Annotated in this window: 13 protein-coding genes; 10 read left to right on the forward strand and 3 right to left on the reverse strand. The window is 31.0% G+C overall.

From position 1 onward, the window contains the following. Window positions 1-105 precede the first annotated feature (105 nt). Window positions 106-2,559, forward strand: a complete 2,454-nt coding sequence (locus tag ACTPNM_RS13855) for an alpha-ketoacid dehydrogenase subunit alpha/beta (RefSeq protein WP_440122389.1) — start codon at window positions 106-108, stop codon at window positions 2,557-2,559. Between the two features lie 84 nt (window positions 2,560-2,643). Here the strand turns inward: ACTPNM_RS13855 and ACTPNM_RS13860 are convergent, their stop codons facing one another. Continuing rightward, window positions 2,644-3,414 carry an SH3 domain-containing protein gene (locus ACTPNM_RS13860; protein WP_440122390.1) on the reverse strand — a complete coding sequence of 257 codons (771 nt, stop codon included), beginning with the start codon at window positions 3,412-3,414 and terminating at the stop codon, window positions 2,644-2,646. Between the two features lie 77 nt (window positions 3,415-3,491). Further along, window positions 3,492-4,763, reverse strand: a complete 1,272-nt coding sequence (locus ACTPNM_RS13865; protein ID WP_440122392.1) for a DUF2851 family protein — start codon at window positions 4,761-4,763, stop codon at window positions 3,492-3,494. Between the two features lie 182 nt (window positions 4,764-4,945). Here ACTPNM_RS13865 and ACTPNM_RS13870 point away from each other — a divergent pair, with 182 nt between their 5' ends. The 4 genes from ACTPNM_RS13870 (at window position 4,946) to ACTPNM_RS13885 (ending at window position 7,728) form a co-directional block, all read left to right on the forward strand. Further along, window positions 4,946-5,578 (forward strand): NAD(P)H-dependent oxidoreductase, encoded by a 633-nt coding sequence (locus tag ACTPNM_RS13870; RefSeq protein WP_440122393.1) that lies wholly within the window; start codon window positions 4,946-4,948, stop codon window positions 5,576-5,578. A gap of 63 nt (window positions 5,579-5,641) precedes the next feature. Beyond that, window positions 5,642-7,084, forward strand: coding sequence for a sodium:solute symporter (locus ACTPNM_RS13875; RefSeq protein WP_440122394.1), 1,443 nt, complete (start codon window positions 5,642-5,644; stop codon window positions 7,082-7,084). Next, window positions 7,077-7,250 (forward strand): hypothetical protein, encoded by a 174-nt coding sequence (locus tag ACTPNM_RS13880; protein ID WP_440122395.1) that lies wholly within the window; start codon window positions 7,077-7,079, stop codon window positions 7,248-7,250. The genes ACTPNM_RS13875 and ACTPNM_RS13880 overlap by 8 nt, the downstream gene beginning before the upstream one ends. Further along, a complete protein-coding gene (locus tag ACTPNM_RS13885) occupies window positions 7,228-7,728 on the forward strand; it encodes a cupin domain-containing protein (RefSeq protein ID WP_440122396.1) in 501 nt (166 codons plus the stop codon). Before ACTPNM_RS13880 ends, ACTPNM_RS13885 begins: the two co-directional genes overlap by 23 nt. Window positions 7,729-7,835: 107 nt before the next feature. Here the strand turns inward: ACTPNM_RS13885 and ACTPNM_RS13890 are convergent, their stop codons facing one another. Further along, window positions 7,836-8,459, reverse strand: coding sequence for a LysE family translocator (locus tag ACTPNM_RS13890; RefSeq protein ID WP_440122397.1), 624 nt, complete (start codon window positions 8,457-8,459; stop codon window positions 7,836-7,838). A gap of 109 nt (window positions 8,460-8,568) precedes the next feature. Here ACTPNM_RS13890 and ACTPNM_RS13895 point away from each other — a divergent pair, with 109 nt between their 5' ends. The 5 genes from ACTPNM_RS13895 (at window position 8,569) to ACTPNM_RS13915 (ending at window position 12,549) form a co-directional block, all read left to right on the forward strand. Continuing rightward, a complete protein-coding gene (locus ACTPNM_RS13895; protein WP_099214038.1) occupies window positions 8,569-9,462 on the forward strand; it encodes a LysR family transcriptional regulator in 894 nt (297 codons plus the stop codon). Between the two features lie 123 nt (window positions 9,463-9,585). Then, window positions 9,586-10,023 (forward strand): thioredoxin family protein, encoded by a 438-nt coding sequence (locus ACTPNM_RS13900; protein WP_440122398.1) that lies wholly within the window; start codon window positions 9,586-9,588, stop codon window positions 10,021-10,023. Continuing rightward, on the forward strand, window positions 10,007-11,002 hold the full coding sequence (locus ACTPNM_RS13905) for an FAD:protein FMN transferase (RefSeq protein ID WP_440122399.1): 996 nt from the start codon (window positions 10,007-10,009) through the stop codon (window positions 11,000-11,002). The genes ACTPNM_RS13900 and ACTPNM_RS13905 overlap by 17 nt, the downstream gene beginning before the upstream one ends. Next, window positions 10,999-11,208, forward strand: a complete 210-nt coding sequence (locus tag ACTPNM_RS13910; protein WP_099214035.1) for a DUF4266 domain-containing protein — start codon at window positions 10,999-11,001, stop codon at window positions 11,206-11,208. The genes ACTPNM_RS13905 and ACTPNM_RS13910 overlap by 4 nt, the downstream gene beginning before the upstream one ends. 27 nt (window positions 11,209-11,235) lie before the next feature. Next, window positions 11,236-12,549 (forward strand): DUF3570 domain-containing protein, encoded by a 1,314-nt coding sequence (locus ACTPNM_RS13915; RefSeq protein ID WP_440122401.1) that lies wholly within the window; start codon window positions 11,236-11,238, stop codon window positions 12,547-12,549. The last annotated feature ends 49 nt before the right edge of the window (window positions 12,550-12,598 follow it).

The raw sequence follows: 12,598 nt of genomic DNA on the forward strand, positions 1-12,598 counted from the left end.
TATCTTGTTTTTTCTCTTTTTTTTGAAAAATATTCAATGAAAATAGAAATTTTTAAATTTCAACTAAAAAACCTATCTTTGTAACCATACCTAAATTAGATGATTATGACGCAAAATACCGAAATAGCTAATACTCAACAGCTTTCTTTTCAAGATTTTAAAGATGAAGTTTTAAAGGACTATAGAATTGCTCGTATTAGTCGAGAATGTAGTTTATTAGGGAGAAGAGAAGTTTTAACAGGTAAAGCTAAATTTGGAATTTTTGGAGATGGTAAAGAAGTACCACAATTAGCTATGGCTAAAGCTTTTCAAAATGGAGACTTCAGATCAGGTTATTATCGTGATCAAACATTTATGATGGCTATTGGAGAATTAACTCCACAACAATTTTTTGCAGGTTTGTATGCTCATACTGATATTGATGTTGAGCCCATGTCTGCTGGTCGTCAAATGGGAGGACATTTTGCAACGCATTCTATAGATGAAAATGGAAACTGGAAAAACTTAACAGCTCAAAAAAATTCATCAGCAGATATTTCTCCTACAGCAGGTCAAATGCCTCGTTTATTAGGATTAGCACAAGCATCTAAAATTTACAGAAATGTTGAAGGTTTAGAAAATCACACAAACTTCTCAATCAACGGTAACGAAGTTGCTTGGGGTACTATTGGTAATGCTAGTACTAGTGAGGGGTTATTCTTTGAAACAATTAATGCTGCTGGTGTTCTACAAGTTCCAATGATAATGAATGTTTGGGATGATGAGTACGGAATTTCAGTACATGCACGCCACCAAACAACTAAAGAAAGTATTTCTGAAATCTTAAAAGGATTCCAACGTGAAAATGAAAGTAACGGATATGAGATTTTCGTAGTAAATGGTTGGGATTATGTTCAGTTAATTGACACTTACAATAAAGCTTCTCAAATTGCAAGAGAACAACATATTCCTGTATTAATTCACGTAAAAGAATTAACACAACCTCAAGGGCATTCAACTTCAGGTTCACATGAACGTTATAAATCAAAAGAACGTTTACAATGGGAACAAGACTTTGATTGTATTGCCCAAATGCGTAAGTGGATTTTAGAATTTGAATTAGAAAATGAAGATGGAGAAACTTTAAAGTTTATTGATTCTGAAGAAGATTTAATCAACATTGAAAAAGAAGCAAAAAAAGAAGTAAGTAAGGCAAAACGTGATGCTTGGAGTGCTTATACAAATGAAATAAAAGCAGAAGTAGCTGAAGCTATTTCTTTATTAGAAACCATTGCTCAAAAAAGCAATAATGGTTCTTTCATTACAAAATATAAAAATGATTTAGCCGCTATTTCTGAACCTATCAGAAAAGATATTTTAGTAGCTGCTCGTAAAGCTTTACGTTATTTAAGAGATGAAGATTTTGCTGAAAAAACAGCACTTAAAAACTTCATCAAAGCTTCAATTGACAAAGCTGCTGTAAAATATTCTGCACATTTATTAAGTGAAACTGAATTAGCAACTGAAAATATTGCTGCAGAAGCTCCAACTTATGCTGAAGAAAAAAATATTGTAGATGCACGTATTATTATGCGTGATAATTTTGATGCTATTTTAGCAAAACACCCAGAAGTATTAATTTTTGGTGAAGATGCAGGGTATATTGGTGATGTAAATCAAGGATTGGAAGGCTTGCAAGAAAAATTTGGTGAGTTACGTGTTTCTGACACAGGAATTCGAGAAGCTACCATTTTAGGTCAAGGTATTGGAATGGCAATGCGTGGATTACGTCCTATTGCTGAAATTCAATATTTAGATTATTTATTATATGCTTTACAAATTATGAGTGACGATTTAGCAACGCTACGTTACCGTACTTTTGGAAAGCAAAAAGCTCCATTAATTATTCGTACTCGTGGACATCGTTTAGAAGGAATTTGGCATTCAGGTTCACCAATGGGCGGAATAATAAACAACGTAAGAGGAATTCATGTATTAGTTCCACGTAACATGACAAAAGCTGCTGGTTTCTATAACACTTTATTAGAAGGTGACGATCCTGCTTTAGTAGTAGAATGTTTAAATGGATACCGTTTAAAAGAAGAATTACCAACAAACTTAGGAGACTTTAAAACACCTATTGGTGTTGTTGAAACAATCAAAGAAGGAACTGACATTACAATTGTTTCTTACGGTTCTACCTTACGCATTGTTGAAGAAGCTGCTAAAGATTTGGCACAAGTAGGTATTGATGTAGAAATTGTAGATGCGCAAAGTTTATTACCTTTTGACTTGAATCATGACACTGTAAAATCAATTGCAAAAACAAATCGTTTGTTAGTTGTTGACGAAGATGTACCTGGTGGAGCTTCAGCATATTTATTACAAGAAATTGTTGAGAATCAAAATGGTTACAAACATCTAGACAGTAAACCACAAACCTTAACTGCAAAAGCACATAGACCTGCTTATGGTACCGATGGAGATTATTTCTCTAAACCATCTGCAGAAGATATTTTTGAAAAAGTATACGAAATTATGAACGAAGCAAATCCTGCTAAGTTTAAGAGTTTATATTAATAACTATTTTTCAAAATAGATTAAAATAAAAAAAACGATTTTAGAATATTCTAAAATCGTTTTTTTATTAGTCTTTTTTTATAATTATTCAGCTGTTTTCTCTGCTACTTCCTCAGTAGCTGTTGCTGCTTCCTGAGCATCTAAAGGTTGATTTTTCGACTCGTAATCTTCTATTTTATTCTCTATAACTGTAATAAACTTAGAAGAAGATAAATCTGAATTATTTATAACATCTTTCAATGCTTTTATTCTTTCTGTCATTGTTGGTTGAGTATTTGCTATTCCTGCAAATTTAGCCGTTGCTATATCAACTTGATCATTTGTAATGTTAGAAGTTTTTACCCAACCTTCTTCAATATACTTTCCTTCAGACCTTTTTCCTTTAACCTTAATCCAATCTCCTTGAGTTTCAGTTACAGCAATGATATCCATAATGCTGTATTTTTTTTCTGTCTTGGTAAGTAAATCTGGTCTTTTATAAACTACTGCTTCTTCTAACATAGCTCCCACCTTACCATTAACAGCTAAAAAGGTAGATCTAGTCCATCCTTCTTTTCCGTCAATCAACTTTACCTTGAAATACTCCTTCTTCGAAACAGAATCTATAGCTTCTTCTCCTGTTAAGGTTACTTTTTCACCTAAACTAATAGAAGTAATCCATTTCCCTTTGGCAGAAGCACTTTCTCTAATAGATAGTTTATCTAATAAACAAATTGCTGAAGCTGATTTTTCTTCTTTTTCACTAATAGATTCTTCAATTGTTGAAGCTTCTCCATTGTTTTTTGAATTTTTGTTGTCTTTACAACCTACACAAATAGTAGATACTAATGTAATAGCAATTAATACTTTTTTCATTTTTATAAATTTTTGTCGCAAATATATCATTTTATTAATCAAATAGTTTTATGACATCCATTTTTTTGATTTTTACATCATCTATTCATAATAAAACTTCCTATCTTACAGTTTAAACATCTTTTCCCTACACAATAATTATTTTTAAGCTCCAATAAAGCTTGAGATTCAAATGCATTATTTGCTTTAATTTTTAACTCCAAAAACTTATTTATAATCGAGTTATTTTCTGGTTTCAACTGTTTTATTAATTGTAACAAACCTTCTTGATCAACCTCTCCTCTAGCCTGTTCATAAACAAACTTTAAAGGAATAATCGTATTAATAATTAACAAGTCAACAAATGATTTTGTAAGCCTTTTATCTGATTTCTTTGATTCTGATTCAAATGTATAATGTGTTTTCCAAAAATCATTCACCTCACCTGTAAATAAGTCATAAAAGTCCTCTACTTTATTTATATCTATTAATCTTGAAAACAAATTTTGATACTTGTTATATAAAGCTATCAATTGAGCTATTCTAATCGTAGGAAAGTTATTCGGGCGCATTCTAAAAAACTGAAATCTATGCTTAGCTATTGGTTTTAACCTATATTTATGCCGTATGTAAGCATATTCTTTTTGTAGTTGTAGATAATAAGTTCCTTCTAGTTCTTGCTCTAAGAATCCAGCTTGCCCAAACAATAAAGCTGATAATTGTTCTTCACTGAATCGAACTTTACGCAATACAGAAAAATCAAATGATTGTGCTAGCTGCAGAAATGCTTCTCCATTTACTTTTAATCCGAAGTTTTTAGCTAATAGCTGAAACAATACAGCCTCAAAGTTGTTATTGGATTTTTGCAATAATTCTTTTATTACAACCGATTTGTTTTCCAGTCGTTCAAAGTATAAACGTTCTAACCAGTTATTCAATATAAAAGAACTAGTTTCAGCTATTTGCTTTTCACATAGAATCCATCGCTGCTCTTTTAAAAACAGTTTTTTATAGTTTGCCAATACTTCTTTTTGAACAAAACTTTGTAATTCAACTGTCGGAATTGGATGATTGTTTTTCATAAACACATCTGCATCATGCTCCCACACAACATGTAAAATAACCGCATCATAATTCACCTCCTTTTCATGATGATGTGCATACCAATCTGATGATTTTATATGAATTTCAACATTTCCAACCCATAACTGCTCATCAATTTTTAATTTTGCATTTAGAAAATCAGGTCCTGAATTTGTATTCTGACTTCCAGAATCTATAACCTCAACGATTTCTCCTTTTACTGATATTAAGCTTGCTTTGTTAAATAATTTGTATTGCCACAAAAAGTGTAAAAACTCTTCTTTCATAAGCTTTCTTTTTCACTTTCAATGTACAAAATATTTCTATGATACTATCAATATTAATTATTCAAAGTATTTTTAAGCAACTTTTTATTCCTCTATTTTTGTCAAGAAATTTATCTTATAAAATCAATAAGATAAATCTTGAAATATTTTAACTCTCGGTTATCGAGTAAAAATTAAACCACATGAATAGTATAGAAAATTTACAATGGCGTTACGCTGTTAAAAAATTTGACGAACATAAATTTCTTTCAGAAGAACAAATTAATATTTTAAAAGAAGCATTTAATTTAACTGCTACTTCTTATGGATTACAACCTGTAAAAATGGTTGTGGTTAAAAACAAAGATTTACAACAACAATTGGTAGCACATTCTTGGAATCAACACCAAGTTGCACAGGCTTCTCATTTATTGGTATTGTGTACCCCAAAAGAACTTACTACTAAAGATGTTGAGAGCTATTTTAAATTAGTAAAAGACATAAGAAACACACCCGATGAAATTTTAAATCCGTTCAAAGAGTTTTTAACTAACGATATAGAGAATAAATCTCCTGAAGTATTATTCCATTGGATGAAAAACCAAGCATATATTGCTTTAGGAAATCTAATGACTGTTGCTGCTAATGAAAAAATTGATAGCTGCCCTATGGAAGGTTTTGTTCCTGAAAAATATGATGAGATTTTAGAACTAGATAAATACAACTTACAATCGGTTTTAGTATTACCTGTTGGTTTTAGAGCAGAAGATGACTACATGAAAGACTTAAAAAAAGTTCGTAGAAAGACCGAAGATGTCGTTATAGAACTTTCTTAGACAATACTAATTATGAATTACGAATGATAATTTTAGTACATTCGTAATTCATAATTTAACTATATGCAACCGTTACATATACTACTCCTTATTTTAGCCTATTTTGGTGTATTAATTCTTATCTCATACATCACAGGTAAATCGGCAAACAATCAAACATTTTTTAAAGCAAACAACTCATCTCCATGGTATTTAGTTGCCTTTGGTATGATTGGAGCATCACTATCTGGAGTTACTTTTATTTCGGTTCCTGGCTGGGTTGAAGGTGACAAAATGAGTTATATGCAAATGGTGCTAGGGTACGTATTAGGTTATGCCGTTATTGGATTGGTATTACTTCCACTTTATTACCGATTAAATTTAACTTCAATTTACACCTATTTAGAAGGGCGTTTTGGTAGATATTCGTATAAAACAGGGGCTTCTTTTTTCTTACTTTCAAGAACTATTGGTGCTGCCTTTCGCTTGTTTTTAGTGGCAAATGTATTACAGTTAATTTTGTTTGATGCTTATGGAATTCCGTTTTGGGTAACAGTAACAATTACCATTTTACTTATATGGCTATATACTTTTAAAGGAGGTATAAAAACTATTGTATGGACAGACACTTTACAAACGTTGTTTATGCTAATTGCCGTTGGAGTTTGTATAGTAATGATAAAAGATGAAATGCAAATTGATAATTTGTTTTCGTATGTAACAGACAATAGTTTATCTAAAACTTTCTTTTTTGACGATGTAAAAGCCGGTAACTATTTTTGGAAACAATTCTTTTCAGGTGCTTTTATTTCAATTGTAATGACAGGTTTAGATCAAGACATGATGCAAAAAAACTTGACTTGCCGCAATTTAAAAGATGCTCAAAAAAACATGTTTTGGTTTACCATTGTGCTAATCATTGTTAACTTCTTCTTCTTAGCTTTAGGGATCTTGTTAACTGATTACGCTACAGCAAATGAACTAAACGCTCATAAAGACAACTTATTCCCTACTATAGCAATGAGTGGTGATTTAGGACTGGCTACTTCTCTATTCTTTTTACTTGGTTTAATTGCAGCTGCTTATTCTAGTGCAGATAGTGCTTTAACTTCGTTAACTACGTCCTTTAGTATTGATATTTTAGAAATTGACAAAAAAGATAATGAAGAAGAAAGGGAAAAGACACGAAAGAAAATCCATGTACTATTCTCTTTTATTTTAGTCGCTACAATCTTAATTTTTAAATATTTTATTGCTAACGAGAGTGTAATTGCTAAAATATTTCAGTTTGCTGGTTATACTTACGGACCTTTATTAGGCTTATATGCCTTCGGATTATTTACCAAACTAAATATAAAAGACAAGTTTGTTCCCATAATTTGTTTGATTGCTCCAGTTTTAACTTATGTTATTAGTTTTTACTGCAAGGAAAAGTTTGGATTTGATTTTGGATTCTTCGTATTAATATTAAACGGATTCTTAACTTTCTTGGGGTTATTAGCTATTAAAACATCAAAAAATGCCTAAAAAAGGAAAAGCAAAAAACACGGTAAACAAAGCGAAACATACTCGCTTAATGAAACAAAAAGAAAACAAACTTCGTTTGGAAAAACAACGTACTAAAGAACGTTTAAAAGCCATTATTAAAAAAGTTAACGAACAAAAAGAAAATGACAACACAACAGATAGTTAAAAAATTCAATCTAACTGAGCATCCTGAAGGTGGTTTTTACAAAGAAACATACAGAAGCAACGGAATAATTAAAAATGAGCAATTAAGTTCTAATTTTATCGGTGATAGAAATTACAGTACTTGCATTTATTTTTTATTGACTTCTGAAAAATTTTCTGCCTTTCATAAAATCAATCAAGATGAAATTTGGCATTTTTATAAAGGAAGTACTTTAAAACTACATATGATTTCGCCTGAAGGAAACTATTCTTTTGTTCTTATAGGAAATAACATAGAAAATGATGAGCAACCACAATTTGTGGTCCCTGCTGGTTATTGGTTTGCTGCTGAAGTTAGTAAAGAAAACTCATACGCTTTTACAGGTTGTACCGTTGCTCCTGGGTTTGACTTTAACGATTTTGTATTACCTAAAAGAGAAGAACTCACACAACTGTTTCCACAACATAAAGAAATTATAAGTAAGCTGACACACTCTTAGTAATTTCAACTTTATTATCTATCGGTTAAATTAGTTAGTGATTACAAAATTCTAAAAAAATGATAAAAACCGATAGCGAAGTTTTCAATCACTATCGGTTTTTATTTTTACATAAACGCTATCTGTAAGCCCATCAATACAAATATTGCACCTGATACTTTGTTTAGTCTAACTCCTATTTTTTCGTTCTCTTTTATTTTCGTTGAAAATGATCCTGCAAACGATGTTAAAACTAAATACCAAACAGTAGTCATCGTTGCATAAATTACTCCCAAAATAATAAAAGGAACTGGATTTTCTATTTCTGTTGGACTTATAAACTGCGGAAAAAAAGCTATAAAGAATAATGCAACTTTCGGGTTTAATATATTTGTAACAAATCCTGATGTAAAACTACTTTTTGCTGAATCTTTCTTTTGTTCTTCATTTGTATCAGCTATCAATCCTTTTTTAGACATCACTTTTGCTACTCCTAAATAAATTAAATAAGCAGCTCCTAAATACTTAATCAATGCAAAAAATATCGCTGACTTCGCTACCATAATAGACAAGCCTAATGCTCCAAACAAAGTATGCACTAAAGCCCCAGTATTTAGACCAAAACTAGTATATACACCAGACCTTCGTCCTTGGCTAATTGACTTATTAATTAAAAAAACAGTTTCTATTCCTGGTGTTAACACAAAAAGAACAGTTGCTACTAAAAATGCGATAAAATTCTCAATTCCCATTTCCTTACTTTTTAAAAATGATTACAAAGTTTTTTTATGCAAAGCAACTACGGTTCTCTTTATTAAAAAATACTTATTTTTGACTGATTAATGCAAAAAACGCATTAAAATGACATTTCAACAGATTCGATATTTTTTAACGTTAGCAGAAGAGCTACATTTTTGGAAAACAGCAGAGAAAGTTTACACCTCTCAATCGTCATTGAGTAGGCAAATTCAGTCTTTAGAAGAAGAATTAGGTGTTACTTTATTTGAGCGAGATAAAAGAAATGTAAAACTTACAGAAGCTGGTGTATTCCTTAAGAAAAAATGGGACGTTTTATTAGACGAGTTTGATCGTACACATCAGCATGCTAAAAAAATTGACGAAGGTTCTTCTGGGCTTGTTAGTATTGCCTACCCCGGTTCTATCTCTTATAACTATTTACCTGAGTTACTCAAAATATTTTCAGAAGAGAAACCTGATTTAAAAGTAGAACTGATGGAGCCTACAGATATTACTCTTGAAAAACTACTTTCTAGTTATCAAATAGACTTTGCTTTTAGTAGAAATGAGGTTTTAAATGCTTCTATTTTATCTGAAAGACTGTATGCTGAACCTGTTTGTCTTGTAGTTCCGAAAGATCATTGGGTAACAGAAGATTCATTTGTAGATTTAAGAGATGTAAAAGATGAAAAGTTTATTCTTTCAGGTTTACATCATACAACTTATTTTTCTTCGTTGTTACGCAATATTTTTAATACTTACGGTTTTGAACCCCAAACTCATATTGAATCTGATTTTGGTAGCATGATTTTAAATTTAATTGGTAGAGGTTTGGGTATTTCTATTTTACCTTACTCGTATCAGTTTTCTTTAAATACCAATCTTCGTTTTATCACACTACCAGAAAGTACTGAACTATACATTAATTGGCGTAAAAATGACAATAGAAAAATTATTAAAAACGTTATTGACTATTCGGTAAAACTAGGTAAAAACTATAACCAAAAATTCATATAGAACCAGCCAACTTAAAATTGTTAAACCACATTTATATTGAGTATTTATTTTTATTTTTTTTTTAATATAAATTGTAAGAAAGGGAAATATAATTCGTTATTAATACAATAAAATAACAATCCGATGAATAAAATAACAATTATCATCTTTTTTCTAATAGGCTTAAGCACTACTTATGCCCAAGATTGGCAAACAGATTTTTTAAAAGCAAAAGAAATGGCTTCGCAAGAAAATAAACCTATCATCCTTGTTTTTCAAGGGTCAGATTGGTGCATTCCATGTATGAAGCTGAATAAAGAAGTTTGGAACACAAACACTTTTAAAGAGTATGCAAAAGAACATTATGTAATGTTACAAGCAGATTTTCCTAGAAAAAAGAAAAATAAATTATCTAAAGAACAACAGAACACCAATGCAAAACTGTTTGAAACTTATAACAAGAAAGGTTTCTTCCCTTTAGTTGTAGTATTAGATAAAGATGGAAAAGTATTGGGTGAAACAGGATATAAAAAAACAACTCCAGTATCATATATTGACGAATTAAATGCTTTCATTAAATAAAACAGTCTCTTTTCTTCTACTGTTTTTAGTAGTTACTAGTTATAATTACGGTCAACAAACATATCAACGTACTCTCAAACTAATGGGTAGTCGTTTTGACATTACAGTAGTTGCATATGATTCGGCATTAGCAAACAAAAATATTGATATTGCCGTATCTGAAATTACAAGAATTGAAAAACTAATTTCTTCTTGGGATATTAACTCACAAACATCAAAAATTAACAAGAATGCAGGTATTAAACCTGTTGTCGTTGATTCAGAACTATTTAAACTTATTAAAAGAGCAATCTCTATCTCAAAATTAACCGATGGTGCTTTTGATATTAGTTATGCTTCAATGGACCGAATATGGAAGTTTGATGGTAGTATGACAAAAATGCCTCCTCCTAATAAGATAAGTGCTTCTGTAGCTAAAGTTGGTTTCCAAAATATTATACTAGACAAAAGTAAAAATACTGTCTTTTTAAAAGAAAAGGGAATGAAAATTGGCTTTGGTGCTATTGGAAAAGGATACGCTGCAGATAAAGCCAAAACATTGCTTATTTCTAAAGGTGTTTCTGCTGGTATTATCAATGCTTCAGGCGATATGAATACTTGGGGAAGTAAACCTGATGGTAAACCTTGGAAAGTTGCTATTACCAATCCTTTAAACAAGAACAAAGTATTTGCTCTTTTCCCTTTAATTAATAGTGCTGTAGTTACTTCTGGAAATTATGAAAAATTCGTAAATTTAAACGGAAAAAGATACACTCATATTATTGATCCCAGAACAGGGTATCCTTCTAGCGGAATTATTAGTGTTACTGTTTTTGCTCCTAAAGCAGAACTAGCAGACGCCTTAGCTACATCAATCTTTGTAATGGGGAAAAATGTTGGTATAAACAGAGTTAATCAATTACCAAAAGTTGAATGCATTATTATTGATGATAAAGGTGGAATTTCAACCTCAAAAAATATAACGATAGACAAAATATGAAAAAATTAATAGTTGCTAGTATAAGTATTTTCTTCTGCACAAGCTGTGTGGCTGTAAAAGAATACGAAAAAATAAATATCAACGATCCTGACATGGCACTTACGGAAAAAAAATGTGATCGCTATGTAACCACTATGCATTCATATAGAGAAGCAGCTTCTGGAGCTAATGGAGGAAAAACAGGAGGCGGTTGCGGCTGCAATTAATTTGTTAAATTTTTTAATAATTATAATTTGAAATATTTTTTATCAATAACTTTTTTGTTTACATCATTCTTTAGCTTCTCTCAACAAGCTAAAGACTCAGTTAAGGTGTACAAAAAACGTGTTTTAGAAACTACCGAAGTAGATTTTTTAACAAGCTATTATAGCCAAGATGGTGATAATGCTGCAGTAAATGGAGGTGTTGGTACGGAGGAATTAACCGACATAACTGCTAACATTATTGTTTCTATTCCTTTAAATGATGATGATGTACTAACTTTAGACACAGGTATTTCTGCCTATACCTCAGCTTCTTCAAGTAATGTAAATCCTTTTGATAAAGGCACTGCTGACCCTTTTCAAGCATCTACAGGAGCCTCAAGTTCAGATTTATGGTTTAATTTTACAGGAAATTATAGCCATAGTTCTGATGACAGAAACCAAATTTGGGCAGCAAAAGCCTCGGTTTCTTCAGAGTTTGATTACTCTTCAATAGGTTTCGGTGGAAGTTACACGAGACTTTTTAATGAAAAAAACACTGAACTTAGTATTAGTGCTAACATATACTTAGATACTTGGAAAACTATTTACCCTTATGAATTAAGACCTTTTTCTGATGGAGGTGATGGTATAAATGATGCGTTATTTATCCAAAATACAGTTACAGGAAACCCTAATTACAATCCTATTTTTAATGATTTTTCTGATAAAGGCAGGAACTCTTATTCCTTTGGGCTAGGTTTTTCTCAAATTTTACATAAAAACGTACAGGGTTCATTAGCTTTTGATCTTACTAAGCAAAGTGGCTTACTTTCTACTCCTTTCCAAAGAGTGTATTTTAGTGATATAGACGATTCGTTTATTGACAACTTTCAATTAGCAGATGCTAACGAAAAACTACCAAACAATAGGCTTAAAATTGCCTTAGGTGGTAGACTAAATTGGTACTTGAACGAATTACTTACAATTCGAACTTTTTATCGTTACTATTTTGACGATTGGGGAATTAACTCTCATACAGCAAGTATTGAAATTCCTGTAAAGATTACAGATAAGTTTACATTGTACCCTTCATACCGATTTTATAACCAAACTGCGGCAGATTATTTTGCAGCTTACGAAAAACATTTGTCTACAAACAATTTTTATACCTCAGACTATGATCTTTCAAAATATTCTTCTAACCAATTTGGTTTTGGTGTTTCTTATACTGATATATTTTCAAAAGCACATATATGGAAGTTTGGACTAAAAAGCATTGATGTGAAGTTTTATAAATACGACAGAAATACAACTTTTAACTCAAGTTTAATTACGGCAGGGTTTAAGTTTATTATGGACTAATAAAATTCTCATAAAATAAAGGCCTCGAATTATAATTCGAGGCCTTTAT

Origin of the sequence: Tenacibaculum sp. Ill, assembly GCF_051938915.1 — a bacterium.
GTDB classification, from domain to species: Bacteria; Bacteroidota; Bacteroidia; order Flavobacteriales; family Flavobacteriaceae; genus Polaribacter; species Polaribacter larymnensis.